Here is a 21,177-nt window from a genome sequence, read left to right as displayed (position 1 = left end):
AGCACTTTTCTCACGGCGGAAAGTTTCAGTAGTTGATAGAATCATTCTAACGAACACATTTTTATAGAATTTCTTAGATTTGTAAACAGAAGCAGTTTGTTTATGCTTGCACAGGTCTTTCTCGATAGAGAAGGCCTGCTTTACTTTTTAGAGGCCGTCCTTCTAGCGGAATCCGCTCAAAATCTGCTCAAAAATGGTTTAGGGACGCTTGGGCTATAGGAAATATTTATAAGGAGTCCTAGTTTTTGCTTTTGAGCTCTGGTCTCAAGGCCCATTAAATCTGTGTTATAGTTTTTGGCTATATCAAAATTCGTGTAAAAGCAATTATACAAGATGCCTATCTTCTGATATGATAGTGTCAATTAGAATTTTTGGAGGACACAACATGTCAACTACAATTATCGGTTTCCCACGTTTGGGTGAATTCCGTGAATTAAAATTTACAACTGAAAAATACTTTAGAAAAGAAATCTCAGCAGACGAGCTCTTGGCAGCTGCTAAAGACTTGCGTGCTAAACACTGGAACATTGTTAAAGAACAAGGCATCTCAGAGATTCCTTCAAATGACTTCTCACACTACGACAATTTCCTTGATGCAGCCTTCCTTTTCAACGTCGTGCCTGCATCTGTTCAAAACTTGGATTTGACAGACCTTGAACAATACTTCGCTTTGGCGCGTGGTTACCAAGGTGAAAAAGGGGATGTGCGTGCCCTTCCAATGAAAAAATGGTTTAACACCAACTACCATTACATCGTTCCTAAATTTGAAAAAGCGACAGAAGTGAAATTGGCTGGTCACAAGATTTTTGATGAGTACCAAGAAGCCAAAGAATTGGGGATCAACACTCGTCCAGTAGTGGTTGGACCATTCACTTTCCTTCAATTATCTGACTTTGAAGATGGTGTGAAAGCTGAGGACTTCGTAGACAGCTTGGTTGCTGCTTATCAAGAAGTTTTTGCCAAATTGGCTGAGCTTGGTGCGACTCGTATTCAACTCGATGAGCCAGCTCTTGTTAAAGATTTGTCAGCTGAAGAAAAAGCTCTCTTCTTGGACCTCTACAACAAACTCTTGGCTGATAAGAAAGGCCTTGAAGTCTTGATCCAAACCTACTTTGGTGATGTTCGTGATGTCTACAATGACCTTGTGAACTTGCCAGTTGATGGTATTGGTCTTGACTTTGTTGAAGGCAAGAAAACACTTGAATTGGTGAAAGGTGGCTTCCCAGCTGATAAGACTCTTTATGCAGGTATTGTAAATGGGAAGAACATCTGGCGAAACAACTATGAAAAGAGCTTGGAAATCTTGGATCAAGTTCCAGCTGAAAAGATTGTCTTGACGACTTCTTGCTCCCTTCTTCATGTGCCATTTACAACTGCTAATGAAGATTTTGAACCAGCTATTTTGAACCACTTCGCCTTTGCGGTTGAAAAATTGGGTGAATTGCGTGACTTGGATGCCATCCGTAACGGTCAAGGTGCAGAAGCTCTTACTGCCAACAAAGAACTCTTTGCAACTGAACGTGTCGGAGCAAATGCTGAACTTCATGCTCGCATCGCAGCGTTGACAGAAGCAGACTACACTCGTTTGCCAGCTTTCGCAGAACGTGAAGAAATCCAAAAAGAAGCCTTCAAGCTTCCAGCACTTCCAACAACTACCATCGGTTCATTCCCTCAAACTAAGGAAGTACGTGCCAAACGTTTGGCCTTCCGTAAGGGTGAATTGACACAAGAAGAATACGATGCCTTCCTTGCTGAAACGATCGACGAATGGGTCAAATGGCAAGAAGAAGTTGGATTTGACGTACTTGTACACGGTGAATTCGAGCGGAACGACATGGTTGAGTACTTCGGTCAAAACTTGTCTGGTTACCTCTTCTCTAAGAATGGTTGGGTACAATCATACGGTATGCGTGGGGTGAAACCACCAATCATCTGGGGTGATGTGACTCGTCTCAACCCAATCACTGTGAAATGGTCTAGCTACGCACAAAGCCGTACAGACAAACCGGTTAAAGGGATGTTGACTGGACCTGTTACCATCCTTAACTGGTCATTCCCACGTGAAGACATCTCTATCAAGGATTCTACTCTTCAAATCGCTCTTGCCATCAAAGATGAAGTTCTTGACCTTGAAGCTGCAGGCGTGAAGATCATCCAAATCGACGAGGCTGCTCTTCGTGAAAAATTGCCACTCCGTCGTAGCGACTGGTACGAAGACTACCTTGACTGGGCGATTCCAGCCTTCCGTTTGGTACACTCAACTGTCGCACCAGACACCCAAATCCACACTCACATGTGTTACTCAGAATTTACAGATATCATCCCAGCTATCGACAACTTGGATGCGGACGTTATCTCATTTGAGGCAAGCCGTTCAAATCTTGAAATCTTGGACGAACTCAAAGCGAAAAACTTCCAAACAGAAGTTGGACCTGGGGTTTACGATATCCACTCACCACGTGTCCCACAAGACGGTGAAATTGATCACACCATCGAAGCAATCTTGGCAAAAGTACCAAGTGGCAAGGTTTGGATCAACCCTGACTGTGGTTTGAAGACTCGTGGAATTAAAGAAACAAAAGAAAGCTTGATCAAACTAGTGAATGCTGCTAAAGAAGCGCGTGAACACTTGTAAGAACTGTTTCGAGGACCTTCTATCATCGTGTAGAGGGTTTTCGAATCGTTCCCTTATCCTAGAAATAGTGGCTCAGAGTTCTTGATCAAAGAAACAAAAGAAAAGGATAGAATATGTCACAACACACACCGTCTCTGTCATTTGAAGTTTTTCCTCCAAATCCTGAAGTAGGCAATGCCAAGCTCTTACGTGCCTTGGCAAATATGCAGGAGTTAGCCCCTCACTTCATTAGTGTGACCGCTAGCAATAATAAATACAATATCAAAGAGACGACGGTTGCTTTAGCCAATTACATTCAAAATGAATTGTCTATTCCGACAATTGCTCACTTGCCAGCCGTCTATTTGAGCAAGGAAAAAGTGGCCGATACTCTTCATGAGTTAGATGAAGTAGGAGTTCATCGGATTTTGGCTCTGCGTGGGGATATTATCCCTGGTGTGGAACCTTTAAAAGACTTTCGTTATGCAACGGATCTGATTGAATTTATTAAAACAGAAGCGCCCCATTTTGAGGTAATTGGTGCCTGCTATCCTGAGGGACATCCAGATTCTCCAAACCAAATTTCAGATATTCAAAATCTTAAAAAGAAGGTAGATGCAGGGTGCTCTAGCTTGGTCACTCAACTTTTCTTTGACAATGAGCGTTTCTATGATTTTCAAGATAAGTGTACCTTGGCTGGGATCAATGTTCCTATTCATGCAGGAGTGATGCCGATTCTCAATCGCAATCAGGCCCTTCGTCTCCTTAAGACTTGTGAAAATGTTCATATCCCACGGAAGTTTAAAGCGATTTTAGACAAGTATGAGCATGATCCAAAGTCTCTTCGCGCAGCTGGCTTGGCTTATGCAGTCGATCAAATCGTTGATTTGGTTACTCAAGATGTGGCAGGTGTCCATCTTTACACCATGAACAATGAAGATGTCGCTTACCACGTCTACCAAGCAACAAAGGCTTTATTTGCTCATCAACCGAATTTTGAAGTGAATTAATCAACACTTTTAGTAGGAAGTGTAGAGATTGAGAAAGAATCGTTCTCAGTCTCTTTTTATTTGGATAAATTACTTGCTAAAAGCCAACTTTTTTTTTATAGTATTAATATGAAGTTTTTGGAGGCGCTTGCAATGAAGAAAAGTCTGAAGTTGAAGTTATTTGGACCCCCTAAGGTTGTTTTCAATCAGAAAACTATTCGGTTTTCTTTCTCGAAGATGGAGGCCTTGCTTTATTACTTGGCAGTCATGGGCCAGGTCAACCGTGATGAAATAGCCGGTATCCTTTGGGGAGCTAAGGAAAACCAAGTAGCTCGCAAAAACTTACGGAATACGGTTTACCAAGCCAATAAAATCTTTGAAGGAGATATCATTGTCTCTCCAAGTCGGAGCAGTTTGGCCCTTAATCCTGACTTGAATCTTTCGCTGGATGTTCAGCTCTTTGAAAGAGATCCACTAAGTGCCTTGGATCTCTATCGGGGGGATTTTTTGGAGGGCTTCTATGTCAAGGATGATGAAGACTTTGATCAGTGGGCTTCTCGTAAACGAGATGCTTATAGGAAGCTCTATGTCGAAAGTTGCTATCAAAAAATTGAGCAGGTCGGTTTTGCAGATCCTAGTATAGAACTCTTGCTCCATCATTTGGTAGAGCTGGATGAATTTGAAGAGAAAAACTACCAGCTCTTGATGGAGTACTATAGCTTCCATCATCAGCTAGGAAAATTTTTTGAGACCTATTATAAACTAGTCGATTTATTGGATCGCGAGCTTAGTGTGCGTCCCAGTCGAGCAATTGAGGAACTTTATCACTCCGTTTTGGAAGCCAAACGAACTCATAAACTGAGTCATCGCTTAAATATCCATGAACTTCCCTTCTTTGGTCGGAAGCAAGAACTCTCGCAGCTCGAGGAATACCTCTCTTTAGTCGAGAGGGGTGAAGCGGTAGGCCCTTTTCTGGTGATGGGGCAATCTGGAACAGGTAAGAAACGTCTCTTGCGGCAGTTGGTCTTGATGTCCAATCGCAGTTTTAATTTTATCAAGGTGGAAGGAAAAGCTACTAGCCAGCGCTACGAGGGAAGCAACTGGAATGATCTCAGACAAGCGCTAGAGAAACTGGGGGATGAGATGGGGATTTCCCTTCTGGAAGAGGAGGATGATCTCATTTCGGTATGGAATCAGCTTCAGGGCCTTAGCAAAGAAAAACCGCTCCTGATTCTGCTTGAAAACGCCCAGTGGATCGATGCAGTGTCTCTAGAAAAAGTGAAACAACTAGAGGAGCGAAGAAACCAGGAGAAATGGCAACTAATTTTTACAGCTGAAGAGCCTCTGCCAGCTTCCTTCGTCAACTTCTTGGGGAGCTTGAAGGTAGAGAAAAGGCTGTCTCAACTAGAGTTGACCAATTTTGAGCCAAGTGAAAGTCGTGCTCTCTTGAAGGGGGAACTGGGAGCAATAGAGCCGGCAGTGATGGAGCAGATGGTCGAATGGAGTGAAGGCAGTCCGTTCTTACTGTCCAGCTATATCGAAGAGTGGAAAGAAAATGAAAATTTAGAACCCTTGCCTGATATCATTCAAGCTTATCTTACTCAGGAGCTTGGGGATATGAGCAGCGAGGAAGAGGCTCTTCTACACTACCTATCTTGTTTTCATAAGCCGATTTCTCTGTCTATCTTGGCAGAATTGACGGCTACAGAGCTTCCTGTTTTGACTGAATTAATCGAGCCTTTATCTGAAAGAGCGATCGTCTCAATCGTAGAAGAAGGAGAGGCTCTCATGGTTCAATTCTGCAAGCAATTGGTAGCTATGTACTTTTACCATCTTCTTTCGCCAGCTAGACGGCGGCTCTTCCACCAACAAATTGCGCAAAAATTGGAAGAAAGCTTAGAAGATGCGACGGACCTTCTTCTTTATAAGGAAATTGCCTACCAATACAAGCAATCCCAAAATCTTTTGCGTTCCTTATCGTTTGAGTTGACCTATTTAGAAGAAATCCTTCAGCTGGAGCATGAACTGTTTCCGATTTATTCCAAGGCAGATGAGGGCATCCTATCAGATGGTACAAATAGCCGTTTGGACATTTTTGGGGAGTTATCTCGTCTACGCCTAGAATTAGATAACCTCTTTTCAAGGCACCAAAGAGATAGAGAATACAAGCATTTACAACTGCGTTACTTGTACCTAGAAGGTCGCTATTTTATTCGGAGTGGGGAGTATCAAAAGGGGATTCATGATATCCAAAAAGTCATCTCCTATGCGCGGGAACTCAAGCAATCCGACTTCCTCTTAGAGGGTTATCGGCAAATTATTTATTATTGCATTCAAACGGAGAATATCTCTGAGATGGCCTATTATACAGATTTGGCTCTGGAAGATGCCATCCAAGCCAATAATCATGAGGTCATCGCGATCCAGTTGCGTTTGAAGGGCTTGTATCACCTGATGGTTGGGGATGAGGAGCAGGCGACTCGGCATCTGTATCGCTCTATTGATTGCTTTAGTTTGACCAATAGCATGCAGGCCAAGTATGCCATTCAAATTGCAGCTTCTTTGGCCTACCTCGCTGAAATCGAGCAAATTAGGGGCCATTTCCAAGTAGCGGTCACCCACTTAGAAGAGGTTCTGCGTTTGGTGGGGGATCAAGCTGTTGATTCCGTCCGTGTCGTCTTTGATATTGATCTTGGGATCGCCTATTATTGGAAGGGAGATTTGATCCAAGCTCGCCTCTGTTTTGACAGAGCTCAGAAAATTTTGTCCAGTGTTCGCTTCCCTTGGAAGGAAGAATTGCTCGAATTTTATCAATCCTTGATCGCCTGTCAGCAAGGGGATCAGGAGAAGGTTGCGGCTTATCTGGCTCGAAAAGAAAGGACGATGAAAAAATCTGCTAATTCACGGGATAAGGGGATGGTTCATTATCTATTAGCTTACTTATCTGATCAAAAGGAGAAAGGAGAAGAGCTCGCTCCTGCCCTGAGCACCTTCTTGAAAGAAGATAAGAATTACTACAAGAAGGTGGCAGAGCAACACTTGAATCCCTACAGAGATCGTCAGTTTCTTAAGAAATTAAAAGATCTGTAGTGTCTCTTGCCTAAATCATAAGAGAGGACTAAGCGGCCTATCCTCCTTTTAGGCAAAGATCATTGTGCCTGAAAATGAAGAAAAAGCATAGAAATACCCTAGCAATGGGTGTTTCTATGCTTTTTATGTGTGTAGAAATCTTCTTAGTTCAGTTTTTGTTGCGCCAATATTTGTGTCAAGTAAAAGATAAAGGTCGCAGCAAGGTTTGAAGTATGGTTGTCAATGTCATGAGGAGGAGAAACTTCCACGACATCAAATCCGATTAGCTTACCACTAGCAGCAATGTGTTGGAGAAGCAGGAGGGCTAGTTTAGGATCGACACCAAGTGATTGGATGGCGCTAACACCAGGAGCAGAGCCGACCGCAAAGCAATCCATATCAATAGACAGATAGATCGCGGTTTGGTTTTCTAAAAATTGATCGATTCGATCCAGAATGGCTTGGTGGCTCATCTGGAAGAGATCTTGGCCAGTTAAAAAATCAATGCTTGGTGTTTTAGCAACGTAATTAAAGAGGAAGAGGTTATTATTGTGCTCTTGGATCCCCAGGATGAGGTAAGGGAAGTCCTGACCTTTTTCTTTAGCATGATCAGCCATTTGACGAAAACCTGTTCCAGAATTGGGACCGGTTTGGTCGTAAGGTCGCAAATCAAAGTGGGCATCCAGATTGATCACAGCCAGTTGTTCATCTTTTTCTAAACTGGATTGAATCCCTAGATAGTGGCCGTAAGCAGTTCCGTGACCGCCTCCTAGGACAATGGGTTGGATCCCTAATTGGTACATGCGCTGGATCGCTTGTGAGAGGCTTTCTTGGAGTTCTTCTAGTGAATGGTTAGGCCCGTCAATATTTCCCACATCATACACTGTCACATTGGTTCCCCAGTGCCATGGAAGTTTAGCGATTTGAGAACGGATGGCTGTAGGACCCTCGACTGCTCCTACACGCCCATTATTGATATAGACTCCTTTGTCACTCTTAAAGCCGATGATCCCAAAGGTCATACCCTCAAATGGAGTGAGGGTCTCGTCGTTTAGGTCTAAAAATTTGGTGACCATTCCCCATTTGGCCGTGTAGGGATTGTCCTCGATGCTACCTTGGTAGTAGCTGTAGGTCATTGGATAGTAGTTTGTGAGCAAGCTTGTCGCCTCCCTTATTTTTCTGAAAGCAGGCAGAGGCTGAGAAGATCGCCAGCCTCTGTTTTGCTTTATTCTTACTGTATCAGTATTGAATGCTTAAGTCAACTGCTTTTTCGATGGTTGCTAAGAATTCTTCGCTTTCGACAACAGCAGATGCTTTATTAAGTTCTTCAAAGATTTCGATATCTTTGTCAAATTCAATGAAGTTCAGTTTTTGACGAATCAGCTCATAAGCTGGTTTTGTACCTTTACCAAGTTCATGATTTTCTGGCTTGAGATCCAAGGCTTGGCAAGCTGCCATGATTTCAGTAGCAACGATGCGACGGGAGGTTTTAAGAATTTCTGCTGCTTTACGAGCGGCAGTCGTTCCCATGCTGACGAAATCTTCTTGGTTTTCACAAGATGGAATAGAATCGACACTAGCAGGGTGAGCCAAAATTTTATTTTCCGATGCAAGGGATGCACAAGCATACTGGGTAATCATGAAGCCTGAGTTGAGTCCAGGGTGTTTGACCAAGAAGGATGGTAATTTACTGAGTTGGCTGTTGACCAAGCGTTCCACCCGACGTTCAGATACGTTCCCAATTTCAGAAAGGGCAATGCCTAAGAAGTCAAATGGTTGCGCCATTGGTTCACCGTGGAAGTTACCTCCTGAGATGACGTGTCCTTCTTTGGTAATGATTGGGTTATCTGTGACAGAGTTGATTTCGATTTCAACTTTTTCTTTTACGTAAGCAATAGAATCCTTGCTGGCTCCATGGATTTGAGGGATACAGCGAAGTGTATAAGGATCTTGTACCCGTTGTTGAGTCGCAACAGTGGTATTCTTGCTTCCTTCAAGAAGGTTACGGATGTTGCGAGCAGTTGCCAATTGTCCACTTTGTGGGCGGATGGAATGAAGGTCTTCTTCGAATGGACTGGTAATTCCATTGTGAACTTCCATTGAGAGAGCACCAGCGATATCAGAGAGTTTGAGCAATTGGATACCATCATAAGTCGCAAGAGCACCGATACCGGTTAGGACAGTCGTACCATTGATCAAGGCAAGCCCTTCTTTAGCAGCTAATTGGATCTTCTCAATTCCAGCACGATCTAAGGCTTCTTGACCACTGAGAAGTTCTCCTTTGTAGTAGGCGCGTCCAAGACCCAACATTGGTAAAACCATATGAGCAAGTGGTGCTAAGTCTCCAGAAGCTCCGAGTGATCCTTTTTCAGGAATATAAGGAGTGACTCCTTTGTTGAGCAATTCTAACAGTTTTTCAACGGTTGACAGACGAATGCCAGAATAGCCTTTCAAGAGCGAGTTGATACGGATCAGCATGATAGCACGAACGGCATCTTCAGGAAGTGGATCACCGAAGCCAGATGAGTGAGTCCGGATCAGGTTTTCTTGCAGCTGAACAGTATCTTCTGGAGAGATGCTGACATTACAGAGGGAACCAAAACCAGTGGTCACACCGTAGACGACTCGTTTTTCGCGGACAATGTCATCAACGATTTTACGGGATGCGATAACGGCTTCTTTGGCTTGTTCATCAAGCTCACATTGGGCACCGTGCCGAGCTACAGCGATGACTTCTTCGAGTGTTAAGCTATTGCCATCTAAATGAATCAATTGAGTCATATAAAACCTCCGATTATGAATAGTTGTTCTGGGGAAGTAGATGTGTTTACTTCAGTTTGAATACCAAACATGAGCCCATTGTCTATTGATCTTAAGAAATTTGAGAAGAGTCTTAGAGAAAAGGGCTCAGGTTTGACATTCGTGGAGTCCTAGATGGGTTAGGGAGCAAAACCGAGCTTCGCTCCCGTCTCTGTTCCCATCTACTGTGTAAAGAAAATTAGTGAGGAAGGGTTTTCGATTTATGTAGTTTATCGCCGTGGAAAACAAAGTAAAGTCCACTTGCAATCACGAGACCGATGGCCCCCCAAACAAAGTTCATTAGGTTGTCCCCTGCAATCATCAAGATACTGATCACAACGGCTAGAACTGGGATAACGGGACCAAATGGTACTCGGAAGGTAACCTTTTTGTCTGGGTACATTTTTCTGAGTTTGATGGCTGCCAAAGCTGTTGGAATGTATTGGAAGAAACGGAAGACAACACTGAAAGTTGCTAATGATTCGAAAGATCCAGATAACAAGAGTAAGAACGCAAAGGCACCGGAAATGATAATGGCAATGACTGGAGCATTCTTAGAGTTTGTTTTTCCAAGATCTGCTGGCAAGAGTTTTTCATCTGCTAGGGCAGCACCGAAACGAGGAACCATGATAGATTCACCGATGTTGAGACCGGCGATTGAAATGAGGGCACCATAAGAAACAAGAGGAGCTCCGATAGGGCCAATCATTTCGACAAATGCGTCTTGTACCGGTGCACCGGTTTGCATAATGCGACCACCAAGCATGGCGATTGTTCCAGCGATGATCAACATGTAGAGAACAGATACAATACTGATAGAACCTAGAATAGCGCGGGGAACGTTCTTTTCAGGGTTGCGCATTTCCCCTGCAACGATAGACATGGTTTCAAATCCGATGAAACCGTAGAAGATGTAGACGGCTGTACTAGAAATAGAACTGAAGAGACTTGTTCCACTTTCCAATTGAAGGAAAGGTGTGAAGTTGCCCTTGCTTACCCCGCCAGAAATGAAGAAGATGGCAAAGAGTGAGAAGAGGACAATGGGGATTAATTTTGCAACAGTAGCTGTCAGAGTGAACATCTTAGAGGTTTTCAGACCGGCGATGTTCATCAGACTCAAGAGAATCAGCATACCGACACTGATCGGAAGGTTGTAGCCTTCAAATGCTGGGAAGGTAATGATGAAGATCTTAGCAAAGCCGGCTAACATGGCAGCCCAGGCGATAACAGTAACGGCCCAACCGAGAATCCCAACGTTAAAGCCAACGAAATCTCCAAAAGCGGCTTTTGAGTATTGCATAGCTCCACCGTTTTTATCGAAGTAGCCAGCCGTTTCAGCCAGACAGGCTGATAGTAGCATGACGAGAATGGCTACTCCGAACATGACAGCTAGAGAAGCTGGTCCAAGGCCAGAATATATTTTTTGAGGGAGGAGGAAGATACCAGATCCGATTACGGCGTTGATACCGTATAGAGTGGCACCACTAAAGCTGAATTTCGCTTTTTCTTGTTCCTCAATCGACTGTTTATGTGCTCCGTTCATAATGTTTCTCCTTTGTGAACATTATTGTAGTCCAGTCCAGATAGCAATCGGTTGCTCCCCAGACTGATGGGGTAAAAACGTGATTGTCATCTCTTGAAGAGGAGATGGTTGTTCGATCACCAGGAGCTCGTGAGTTTGGAGGATTTGAGAATGATTCGTTCCCCATTTTAGTGTTAGCGGACAGAGAGCATAGATCAATTGATAGCGACTCTGACTTTTGACACTCTCTTTTGGGGTTATAGCACTCATATGCCCCTGATAAGAAGGTTTGTAGATCAAATTAAAGTCTTGACAAGTCCCTTGGCTAGATACAGGATCTCCCCCATCAAAGAAGTAGCTTTGAAAGGGGTTCAAAACCACTTCTTTCTGTTGATGGTTGAGTCGAATGGAGGCATTCAAGGGCATCAAGATTCGGTAGTAGCCAGTGAGATCGGTAAAGTTACTTTTTTCAACCTCTACCGTTGCAGTGGAGAGGCGGAAGTCAAATGTCCGATCTGGATAGCTTCCTCCCTCTGGGGAGAGAAAGAGTTGGGTGGTTTGGCCACCGGACCAAGTAGAAATTTGATAATCTGCGGGGGTAAGATGAAGGAGAGTCACCATAGGACGCCTTCTTTCTTAAAAGAGACCAGTGATATTGCCGTGGGCATCGATATCAATCTTTTCACTGGCAGGTGCTTTTGGTAGGCCAGGCATGGTCATAATGGTACCGGTGAGAGCTACGATAAAGCCAGCTCCGGCAGCTACCTTGAGATTACTGATTTTAACAGTGAAGTCTTTAGGTGCTCCCATCTTCTTCGCATCATCTGAGAAGGAGTATTGGGTTTTGGCCATACAGATTGGGTAGTTTGAGAAGCCAAGAGCTTCCAATTCTTTCAGTTCGCGTTTGGCTGCTGGTGTTAAGCTGATGCCTTTACCACCATAGACTTTTGTGACGATCTTGGTCAATTTTGTTTCAATGCTGTCTTCTTCGTCATAGACATAAGAGAAGTGGTTTTCTTCTTGAGCCAGTTGAATGACTTTTTCAGCCAAGTCACGACCACCAGCTCCACCATGTGCCCAGACATCTGAAATGACCACATCTACATGGCGTTTCTTACAAGATTCATAGACAGCTTCTAGTTCGGCTTCTGTATCCAGTGGGAATTTGTTAATGGCAACGACCACAGGTAGTCCATAGACTTCTTGGATGTTGGCCAAGTGTTTGTCTAGGTTTGGTAGACCATCGATAACGGCTTGGACATTTTCAGTAGCCAAGTCTGCTTTGGCAACCCCACCATGCATCTTGAGGGCACGGATGGTTGCGACGAGGACAACGGCAGCAGGTTTGAGCCCGGCCATGCGGCACTTGATATCGATGAATTTTTCAGCACCGAGGTCTGCTCCAAAACCAGCTTCTGTCACGACATAATCAGCATATTTGAGGGCTAGTTTAGTAGCCAGCACACTGTTACAGCCGTGGGCGATATTGGCAAATGGTCCGCCGTGGATGATGGCAGGAGTATGCTCTAAGGTTTGCACCAAGTTGGGATGGATGGCATCTTTGAGGACGGCTGCCATAGCACCTCCAGCCTTGAGGTCTTTAGCTGTGACCGGTTGTCCTTGGTAGTTGTACCCGATAATGATGCGATCAAGACGTTCTTTGAGATCAAGGATATTTTCTGAGAGACAGAGAATGGCCATGATTTCAGAAGCCACGGTGATGTCAAAGCCATCTTCACGAGGAACTCCGTTTGTTTTTCCTTGAAGTCCATCGACAATATGACGGAGTTGACGGTCGTTCATGTCGACCACCCGTTTCCAAGTGATGCGACGAGAATCGATGCCCAACTCATTGCCATGATGGATGTGGTTGTCAATCAAGGCAGCAAGGAGGTTGTTGGCAATCCCAATGGCATGGAAGTCTCCGGTAAAGTGAAGGTTGATATCTTCCATTGGAACCACTTGGGCGTACCCACCACCGGCAGCTCCACCCTTGATCCCAAAGACAGGGCCAAGTGAAGGTTCGCGGAGGGCAATGACGGCTTTTTCACCAATAGCTGAAAGAGCATCGACCAAGCCAACAGAGGTGGTTGTCTTTCCTTCTCCAGCAGGTGTCGGAGAGATGGCCGTCACGAGGATCAGCTTTCCATCTTCCTTATCCTTGAGTTGTTCCAGTTGGTTGCTATCAATTTTTGCCTTGTATTTTCCGTAGAGCGAAATATCGTCTTCGGTCAATCCAAGTTCAGCAGCGATATCGGTGATGGGCTTCATTTGGACAGAATTGGCGATTTCAATATCCGATAAAACCATAGAATCCCTTCTTTCTTTATTTTTATTTGCTAGGTTTAAGATAGACTTTCTAAAATGGTTTGGTAAATGTTATCTGCAAGATCAGAACCGGTTTGGAGAAGTTTGAGTCCCTTGCCGTGGTATTCTTGGACGAAGTCTTGGTCCTTGATTCCTGAAATGTTGATCAAGACATTTAGCCAAGCACCTTGAAGGCCAGCTTTAAGATTCAGAGCAGCTACCCCTAGGTCACTAGCCGCATTGGTGTTGGACTTGCCAACAGCTTCTTTGGTGGTTTCAAGAGCTTCAACGATGAGCTCCATCATAGAGAAAGGAGATACTGTCGCATGTTTCAAAGCTTTTTGCATGGCTTCACGACGAGCGGCTTTCTCTTCTTCCGTTTCTTTTGGAAGATCAAAGACAGCTGATACGACGTTGAAAGCTTCTGTATCTTTATCGATGGCTTCTAGTAATTGGTCTTGGAGTTGAGCGCTTTTTTCATGAACCCCTTTGATGTGGTCTTCAAATTCTGCGTATTTTTTCTTTCCAATGGTCAGTTCACAGACCATTTTTGTAAGGGAAATCCCATTCGCAGCAGATAGAGCAGCAGCAGAACCACCACCTGGAGCTGGAGCATCTGAACCAAGAACTTTGGCAAACTCCGTAATACTTAAGTCAACTAGTTTCATAGAACTCCCTTTCTAACCCAACAAGTGATTTTCCAAGACTTGTTTGCTGTAGTCAAAGTCTTCTAATTGCAAGTAGTATTCAGCAGAGTCGATCAAAGCCTTAGCAGGAGCCAGTCCAATGAGTTCTGTTCCGATGATGCGAACACCATAGCGTTGCGCTTCGAAACGAACGGTTTCAACGACACGATACAATGGGAATTGTTCCAAGTTGACCATGTTGATGGAGACTTGGGCGATGTTGCGATCTTCTAGCATGACGCCGATCGCTTTACAGTACTTGTATCCACCGCTTGATCCACGAATGATTTTAGAAATCTTATTGGCAATCTCTAGGTCGTCTGTGTCAAGGTTGATATTGAAAGCAACGAGTGGCATACGGACACCGACAGCTGTAACCCCTGCAGTTGGGTGAATCTTGCGTTCACCGTAGTCTGGCTTCCAGTCTTCTTCCAACAATTTTTCTGGCATTCCTTCAAATTGTCCTTTACGCACTTTCGCCAAGTTCTTCCGTTCTGGGCGAGTTGCAGCATCTTCATAAAGGAAGATTGGAATACCTAATTCACGATTGATGCGTTCGGCTACTTTGTTAGCAATCTCAACGCATTCAGCTGTAGTGATATCCTTAACCGGAACGAATGGACAAACGTCTGTTGCCCCCATACGAGGGTGTTCGCCTTCGTGCTTGGTCATATCAATGTTTTCAGAAGCGTATTTCACCAATTGGAAAGCCACTTCTTGAATGCTTTCTTCATCCCCAACGAGTGTAAAGACGCTGCGGTTGTGGCTGGCATCGGACGAGTAGTCTAGTAAAGTGACACCTGGAATACTTTTTGCTGTAGCTGCTAATCCGTCGATCACAGCCTGATTGCGTCCTTCAGAGAAGTTTGGAATACATTCAACAATTTTTGCCATATGATTACCTCTTTTTATAGGAGAAGTTGGGGAGGAGGAGTCTTTGTATTTTCCTCCCCTTTCTCAGTTTTTATTTTTTGATGTTAAAACAATTTTTGAACGGCTTCTTTGACCAAATCTTCATCTGCCAGATACGGAATGGTGATGTGGTCTGTTCCTGCATGGAGACGGTTGTACTCGATGGCTGTTTCAATGGCATGATCGTTCCGTGCCCAGTTCCGACGAGCAACCCCGCCCATGGTATCCCAGGCAATGGCAGACTTGATGATTTCATCGATCCGGTGGCTACCGTCTAGAACGAGACCAAATCCACCGTTGATGGCTTTACCGATACCAGTACCACCACCGTTGTGGAGGGCAACGAGACTCATACCGCGAGCAGCGTTACCAGCGTAACATTGAACCGCCATGTCACAAGTGACGTTCGAACCATCTTTGATGTTTGATGTTTCACGGAATGGAGCATCTGTACCAGATACGTCGTGGTGGTCACGTCCAATCATGACAGGTCCAATCTTGCCTTGGCGAATGAGTTCATTGAATTTCAATGCAATATTGACACGGCCCATGCAATCTTGATAGAGAATACGAGCTTGTGTACCAACCACCAGTTGGTTCTTCTCAGCATCGCGAATCCAGTTGTAGTTGTCGCGGTCTTGGTAGCGACGAGTTGGATCGATCGCTTCCATAGCTGCGTGGTCAGTTGCAATCAAGTCTTCATGTTTACCGCTGAGGCAGACCCAACGGAATGGACCGTATCCATAGTCAAAGAGCATAGGTCCCATGATATCTTCTACATAAGATGGCCAAATGAAGCCGTCCTTGTCATCCAAGCCATTCTTAGAAATTTCCTTGATGCCTGAGTCGTAAACAGATTTCATGAAGGCATTACCGTAGTCGAAGAAGTAAGTACCTTTAGCCGTCAAGGCTTTGATCACTGCAAAGTGACGAGCCAAGGTTTCATCAACCAAACGGCGGAAGGTTTCTTTGTCTTCTGCCAGCAAACGTGTCCGTTCTTCAAAGCTGATGCCAACTGGGCAATAGCCACCATCATAGACGTTGTGGCAAGAGGTTTGGTCAGACAAGAGATGAACGTGAACTTGATGTTCATTGACATATTCGAGCAAATCTACGATATTACCATGGTAGGCAATCGAAGTGGATTCACCAGCTTCCAGTGCTGCTTGAGCCAATTTCACAGCTTCTTCGGCACTGTCGGTCACTTGGCTAATCCAGCCTTGAGAGTGACGAGTTTCGATCCGAGAGCGGTCCACTTCTGCAACGATGGCAACCGCTTTTGCGATTTCAGCTGCTTTCCCTTGTGCGCCACTCATTCCACCAAGACCAGATGAAATAAAGAGTTTACCTGTCAAGTCGCCATCATCAGGCACACCGAGTTTGAGACGACCGGCATTGAGAAGGGTGTTGAAAGTACCGTGAACGATCCCTTGTGGACCGATGTACATCCAGCCACCGGCTGTCATCTGACCGTAGTTGGTAACGCCCATTTCTTCAGCAATTTCCCAGTCGCGCATGTTATCATACTCACCGATCAAGAGACCGTTGGTAATGACGACACGAGGAGCTTCTGGTTTTGATTTGAAGAGGCCAAGAGGGTGACCCGATTCAACCACCAAGGTTTGGTCTTCTGTCATGACTTCCAAGTATTTCTTGATCAAGTTGTATTGCATCCAGTTGGCACAGACAGATCCTGTTTCCCCATAAGTGACCAATTCATATGGATAAAGAGCAATTTCAAAGCTCAAGTTGTTGTCGATCATGACCTGCATAGCCTTAGCAGCAGTGCATTTTCCTTTGTACTCATCGATTGGTTTTCCATAGATGCGATCTTTTGGACGGAAGCGATAGCCATAGATCCGACCGCGCGTTCTCAGTTCTTCCAGAAATTCTGGGATCAACTCTTGGTGGAATTTTTTAGGAATGTAACGCAAAGCATTTTTAAGGGCAATTTCAGTCTGAGCTTGCGTTAAGCGGAAGCCTCTATCAGGTGCACGACGGATGCCTTCTTGAAAAGTCGCCTTTTCAGGTAGGACATCAAAGTCAAGTTTGACAGACATAGCAGCTGCAATTTCTTTCTCGTCTATAAATGACATAGCAGAACCCTCCTTATAGTTGGACTGTGAATTTATATTTTCTTTATTGTATCCAAGAAACGTCAATAAAGAGTCAAAAAAAAATATAATTTTTAATAAAGCAAAAAAAAATGAGGGAAAAACTTTTTGACTTTTTTTTGACGCTTTTTCTGTAGAATTGTAAAATGAATAACAATGGAAATAGAAAGGAATGTTTCATATGTCTGCTGATATCCTATTAACCCACTTTAACCAATTGTTTTGTCCGAATGATCTAGGCCATCCTCTCTATGGAAAAGAGATGGCAGAAGCGCAAATCCTTTCCGATGCTTATATCGCTATTAAGGATGGAAAAATTCTTGCAGTTGGGACAGGTCAACCAGAACCAGAACTGATTGATGACCATACGGAAGTGAAATCCTGTGAAGGAAAAGTTGCGACTCCTGGCCTGATTGACTGCCATACTCACTTGGTCTATGGAGGTAGTCGGGAGCATGAATTTGCGAAAAAATTAGCGGGTGTTTCTTACTTAGACATCCTCGCCCAAGGCGGTGGAATTCTGAGCACGGTTCGGGCGACACGGGAAGCTTCTTTTGAAAATCTCTATGACAAGTCCAAACGACTGTTGGATTACATGTTGCGTCATGGGGTGACTACTGTCGAAGCCAAGAGTGGCTATGGTTTGGATTGGGAAACTGAAAAACGCCAGTTGGATGTTGTGGCTGCACTGGACCGTGATCATCAAATAGACTTGGTTTCGACCTTTATGGCAGCCCATGCGATCCCAACAGAGTACAAGGGCCGTTCCCAAGAATATTTAGATCTCATTGTGGAACAAATGCTTCCCAAAGTGAAGGAAGAAAAACTAGCTGAGTTCTGTGATATCTTCTGTGAAAAAGGTGTCTTTACAGCAGATGAATCTCGCTATCTTCTTTCAAAAGCTAAGGAGATGGGATTCAAACTGCGGATTCATGCGGATGAAATCGAGTCTATCGGTGGTGTGGATGTTGCGGCTGAATTGAAATCTACCAGCGCAGAACACTTGATGGTGATTACCGATGAAGGTATTCAAAAACTAGCTGCAGCAAAAGTGATTGGCAATCTATTACCAGCCACAACCTTTAGCTTGATGGAAGATACTTATGCACCGGCTCGTAAGATGTTGGACGCTGGGATGGCCATTACCCTAACAACGGACAGCAACCCAGGGTCTTGTCCAACAGCCAATCTCCAGTTTGCCATGCATCTAGGTTGCTTCATGATGCGCCTAACTCCAGTAGAAATTCTCAATGCAGTGACCATCAATGCGGCCTATTCAGTTGATCGTGCTAAAACAATCGGCTCTTTCGATGTTGGCAAACAGGCCGACATTACCATCTTTGATGCACCAAATCTAGATTATCTCTTCTATTTCTTTGCGACAAATCTCGTGACAGATGTCTACAAGAAAGGTCAAAAAGTCATTTAACTGACTCCATTTCATTTGGGACTTTGCTGGTTTGCAAAAATCAGCAAAGTCTTTTTTTAAAACCTATCCCTGTAGGGAATGGAACCACTTTAGTAGGAAATTAAAATTTGACGTTCAAAGAATATTTTTCTTACTTTCTGATGTACAAAAAGGGAAATTCTTGATAGAATAGAAGTAATATTGAATATTTTCTTCAATATCATCTGTTTGATTGAAAACAGATTGTTTAAACTATTGATCAAACGAACAGGTTATTCAACAGACCTGTCTAGAAATTGTGAGGAGACAAGATGACTGTCGATTATAACAGCAAAGCTTACTTGGATAAAGTAGACGCTTGGTGGCGTGCAGCCAACTACATTTCAGCTGCTCAAATGTACTTGAAAGATAACCCATTGTTGAAGCGCGAAGTCGTTGAAAATGACTTGAAGGCTCACCCAATCGGACACTGGGGAACTGTACCAGGACAAAACTTTATCTATGCTCACTTGAACCGTGCCATCAACAAATACGACTTGGATATGTTCTATATTGAAGGACCAGGTCACGGTGGACAAGTAATGGTATCGAACTCTTACTTAGATGGTTCTTATACTGAATTGAATCCAAACATCCCACAAAATGAAGAAGGTTTCAAACACTTGTGTAAGATCTTCTCATTCCCAGGAGGAATTGCTTCTCACGCAGCGCCTGAAACACCAGGATCTATCCACGAAGGTGGAGAACTTGGTTATGCCCTTTCTCACGCTGCTGGTGCTGTATTGGATAATCCAGATGTGATTGCTGCCACAGTTATCGGTGACGGTGAAGGAGAAACAGGTCCATTGATGGCTGGTTGGTTGTCAAATACTTTCTTGAACCCAGTCAACGATGGGGCTATCCTTCCAATCTTCTACCTCAACGGTGGGAAGATCCACAACCCAACCATCTTCGAACGCAAAACAGACGAAGAATTGGCCCTCTTCTTTGAAGGTCTTGGATGGAAGCCAATCTTTGCGAATGTCACTGCAATTTCAGAAGACCACGAAGCTGCACACGCTTTGTTTGCTGAAAAATTGGACGAAGCAATTGAAGAAATCAAGAAAGTCCAAGCAGAAGCTCGTAAAGGTTCTGCTGAAGAAGCAACTCAACCAGTTTACCCTGTCTTGATTGCTCGTATTCCTAAAGGTTGGACTGGTCCAAAAGCATGGGAAGGAACACCTATCGAGGGTGGATTCCGTGCGCACCAAGTTCCAATCCCAGTAGATGCTCACCACATGGAGCATGTCGATGCTCTTCTTTCATGGTTGGAATCTTACCGCCCAGCTGAATTGTTCGACGAAACTGGTAAACTAGTTCCTGAAATTGCTGAAATTGCACCAAAAGGTGACCGTCGCATGGCGATGAACCCAATCACAAATGCTGGTGTGATCAAACCAATGAACACAGCTGATTGGAAGAAACATGCCCTTCAATTCAACACACCAGGTGAAATCATGGCTCAAGACATGATCGAATTTGGTAAGTATGCGGCAGACTTGGTAGATGCGAACCCAGATAACTTCCGTATCTTCGGTCCAGACGAAACCAAATCAAACCGTCTTCAAGAAGTCTTCACTCGTACAAGCCGTCAATGGTTAGGACGTATGAAACCTGACTACGATGAAGCCTTGAGCCCTGCTGGTCGTGTCATTGACTCTCAATTGTCAGAGCACCAAGCAGAAGGTATGCTTGAAGGATATGTCTTGACAGGTCGTCATGGATTCTTCGCTTCTTACGAATCCTTCCTTCGTGTTGTAGATTCTATGATCACTCAACACTTCAAATGGTTGCGTAAGTCTAAGACACATACAACATGGCGTAAAAACTACCCAGCCTTGAACTTGATTGCAACTTCAACTGTCTTCCAACAAGACCACAATGGCTACACTCACCAAGATCCAGGTATCTTGACTCACTTGGCTGAGAAAACTCCTGAATATATCCGTGAGTACTTGCCAGCAGATACCAATAGCTTGCTTGCAGTGATGGATGAAGCCTTCAAGGGAGAAGATGTGATCAACTTGATCGTTTCTTCTAAACACCCACGTCCTCAATTCTACTCAGCAGCTGAAGCAGAAGAATTGGTTCGTGAAGGATACAAGGTGATCGATTGGGCATCAACTGTTTCAGCAGATGAAGAGCCAGATCTTGTTATTGCCGCTGCAGGTACAGAGCCAAACTTAGAAGCTCTTGCTGCTATTACAATCTTGCACAAAGCCTTCCCAGAATTGAAGATCCGCTTTGTCAACGTTATCGACATCTTGAAATTGCGTCACCCATCCGTTGATGCGCGTGGGCTTTCAGATGAAGAATTTGACAAAGTCTTCACAACTGATAAACCAGTCATCTTTGCCTTCCATGGTTACGAAGGCATGATCCGTGATATCTTCTTCAACCGTCACAACCATAACTTGCGCGTGCATGGTTACCGTGAAAACGGGGATATCACCACACCATTTGATATGCGTGTGATGTCTGAGTTGGATCGCTTCCACTTGGCACAAGATGCAGCTAATGCAGCTCTTGGAGATGCAGCAAGCGCATTTGCAGCGAAGATGGATGAAACAATCGCCTTCCACCATGACTACATCCGTGAAAACGGAGATGACATTCCAGAAGTTCAAAACTGGAAATGGGAAAACGTGAATAAATAAGAAAAGAGAGTGGGACAGAAATCGGTAACTCGTTAGAATTCGATTTCGTCGTCCCACCTCC

At 44.2% G+C, this 21,177-nt stretch carries 13 protein-coding genes; 5 read left to right on the top strand and 8 right to left on the bottom strand.

From position 1 onward, the window contains the following. Positions 1–385: 385 nt before the first annotated feature. From metE to HMPREF2686_RS07115, 3 genes are all read left to right on the top strand, one after another. Entirely contained in the window at positions 386–2,635 is a 2,250-nt protein-coding gene (gene metE, locus HMPREF2686_RS07125) for a 5-methyltetrahydropteroyltriglutamate--homocysteine S-methyltransferase (RefSeq protein WP_070449943.1), read from the top strand. A 113-nt stretch (positions 2,636–2,748) separates the two neighbouring features. Then, positions 2,749–3,624, top strand: coding sequence for a methylenetetrahydrofolate reductase [NAD(P)H] (gene metF, locus HMPREF2686_RS07120; RefSeq protein ID WP_003008657.1), 876 nt, complete (start codon positions 2,749–2,751; stop codon positions 3,622–3,624). A gap of 132 nt (positions 3,625–3,756) precedes the next feature. Further along, positions 3,757–6,693, top strand: a complete 2,937-nt coding sequence (locus tag HMPREF2686_RS07115) for an ATP-binding protein (protein ID WP_070449940.1) — start codon at positions 3,757–3,759, stop codon at positions 6,691–6,693. Between the two features lie 143 nt (positions 6,694–6,836). Here the strand turns inward: HMPREF2686_RS07115 and hutG are convergent, their stop codons facing one another. The 8 genes from hutG to HMPREF2686_RS07075 all read right to left on the bottom strand — a co-directional run bounded on the left by hutG (position 6,837) and on the right by HMPREF2686_RS07075 (position 16,994). Further along, the gene (hutG, locus tag HMPREF2686_RS07110; protein WP_024054987.1) at positions 6,837–7,829 is read right to left on the bottom strand and encodes a formimidoylglutamase; all 993 of its coding nucleotides are present in this window, start codon (positions 7,827–7,829) and stop codon (positions 6,837–6,839) included. Positions 7,830–7,911: 82 nt separating this feature from the next. After that, positions 7,912–9,453: a histidine ammonia-lyase gene (gene hutH / locus HMPREF2686_RS07105; RefSeq protein WP_070449938.1), complete on the bottom strand. Its 1,542-nt coding sequence runs from the start codon at positions 9,451–9,453 to the stop codon at positions 7,912–7,914. A gap of 217 nt (positions 9,454–9,670) precedes the next feature. Then, positions 9,671–11,014 (bottom strand): APC family permease, encoded by a 1,344-nt coding sequence (locus HMPREF2686_RS07100; RefSeq protein ID WP_070449935.1) that lies wholly within the window; start codon positions 11,012–11,014, stop codon positions 9,671–9,673. A 21-nt stretch (positions 11,015–11,035) separates the two neighbouring features. Beyond that, a complete protein-coding gene (locus tag HMPREF2686_RS07095) occupies positions 11,036–11,614 on the bottom strand; it encodes a HutD/Ves family protein (RefSeq protein ID WP_070449932.1) in 579 nt (192 codons plus the stop codon). A 15-nt stretch (positions 11,615–11,629) separates the two neighbouring features. After that, complete coding sequence (locus HMPREF2686_RS07090; protein ID WP_070449929.1) at positions 11,630–13,303, bottom strand: formate--tetrahydrofolate ligase; 1,674 nt, start codon at positions 13,301–13,303, stop codon at positions 11,630–11,632. A 35-nt stretch (positions 13,304–13,338) separates the two neighbouring features. Further along, on the bottom strand, positions 13,339–13,968 hold the full coding sequence (locus HMPREF2686_RS07085) for a cyclodeaminase/cyclohydrolase family protein (protein WP_024054843.1): 630 nt from the start codon (positions 13,966–13,968) through the stop codon (positions 13,339–13,341). A 12-nt stretch (positions 13,969–13,980) separates the two neighbouring features. Then, positions 13,981–14,880: a glutamate formimidoyltransferase gene (gene ftcD, locus HMPREF2686_RS07080; protein WP_003008641.1), complete on the bottom strand. Its 900-nt coding sequence runs from the start codon at positions 14,878–14,880 to the stop codon at positions 13,981–13,983. 83 nt (positions 14,881–14,963) lie between these two features. Further along, positions 14,964–16,994, bottom strand: coding sequence for a urocanate hydratase (locus tag HMPREF2686_RS07075; RefSeq protein ID WP_023919033.1), 2,031 nt, complete (start codon positions 16,992–16,994; stop codon positions 14,964–14,966). A gap of 199 nt (positions 16,995–17,193) precedes the next feature. Here HMPREF2686_RS07075 and hutI point away from each other — a divergent pair, with 199 nt between their 5' ends. After that, the gene (gene hutI / locus HMPREF2686_RS07070; protein WP_061590903.1) at positions 17,194–18,441 is read left to right on the top strand and encodes an imidazolonepropionase; all 1,248 of its coding nucleotides are present in this window, start codon (positions 17,194–17,196) and stop codon (positions 18,439–18,441) included. 290 nt (positions 18,442–18,731) lie between these two features. Continuing rightward, positions 18,732–21,116 (top strand): phosphoketolase family protein, encoded by a 2,385-nt coding sequence (locus HMPREF2686_RS07065; protein ID WP_070449925.1) that lies wholly within the window; start codon positions 18,732–18,734, stop codon positions 21,114–21,116. The last annotated feature ends 61 nt before the right edge of the window (positions 21,117–21,177 follow it).

It is taken from the genome of Streptococcus sp. HMSC057G03 (genome assembly GCF_001808745.1).
GTDB lineage: Bacteria > Bacillota > Bacilli > Lactobacillales > Streptococcaceae > Streptococcus > Streptococcus parasanguinis_Z.
This window is presented reverse-complemented; position numbering and strand designations above follow the sequence as displayed.

Coding starts and splice junctions, on each gene's coding strand:
- ftcD (WP_003008641.1), bottom strand. CDS start 14,880: ATGGCAAAAATTGTTGAATGTATTCCAAACTTCTCTGAAGGACGCAAT.
- HMPREF2686_RS07095 (WP_070449932.1), bottom strand. CDS start 11,614: ATGGTGACTCTCCTTCATCTTACCCCCGCAGATTATCAAATTTCTACT.
- HMPREF2686_RS07100 (WP_070449935.1), bottom strand. CDS start 11,014: ATGAACGGAGCACATAAACAGTCGATTGAGGAACAAGAAAAAGCGAAA.
- HMPREF2686_RS07075 (WP_023919033.1), bottom strand. CDS start 16,994: ATGTCATTTATAGACGAGAAAGAAATTGCAGCTGCTATGTCTGTCAAA.
- metF (WP_003008657.1), top strand. CDS start 2,749: ATGTCACAACACACACCGTCTCTGTCATTTGAAGTTTTTCCTCCAAAT.
- hutH (WP_070449938.1), bottom strand. CDS start 9,453: ATGACTCAATTGATTCATTTAGATGGCAATAGCTTAACACTCGAAGAA.
- hutI (WP_061590903.1), top strand. CDS start 17,194: ATGTCTGCTGATATCCTATTAACCCACTTTAACCAATTGTTTTGTCCG.
- HMPREF2686_RS07115 (WP_070449940.1), top strand. CDS start 3,757: ATGAAGAAAAGTCTGAAGTTGAAGTTATTTGGACCCCCTAAGGTTGTT.
- HMPREF2686_RS07085 (WP_024054843.1), bottom strand. CDS start 13,968: ATGAAACTAGTTGACTTAAGTATTACGGAGTTTGCCAAAGTTCTTGGT.
- metE (WP_070449943.1), top strand. CDS start 386: ATGTCAACTACAATTATCGGTTTCCCACGTTTGGGTGAATTCCGTGAA.
- HMPREF2686_RS07090 (WP_070449929.1), bottom strand. CDS start 13,303: ATGGTTTTATCGGATATTGAAATCGCCAATTCTGTCCAAATGAAGCCC.
- HMPREF2686_RS07065 (WP_070449925.1), top strand. CDS start 18,732: ATGACTGTCGATTATAACAGCAAAGCTTACTTGGATAAAGTAGACGCT.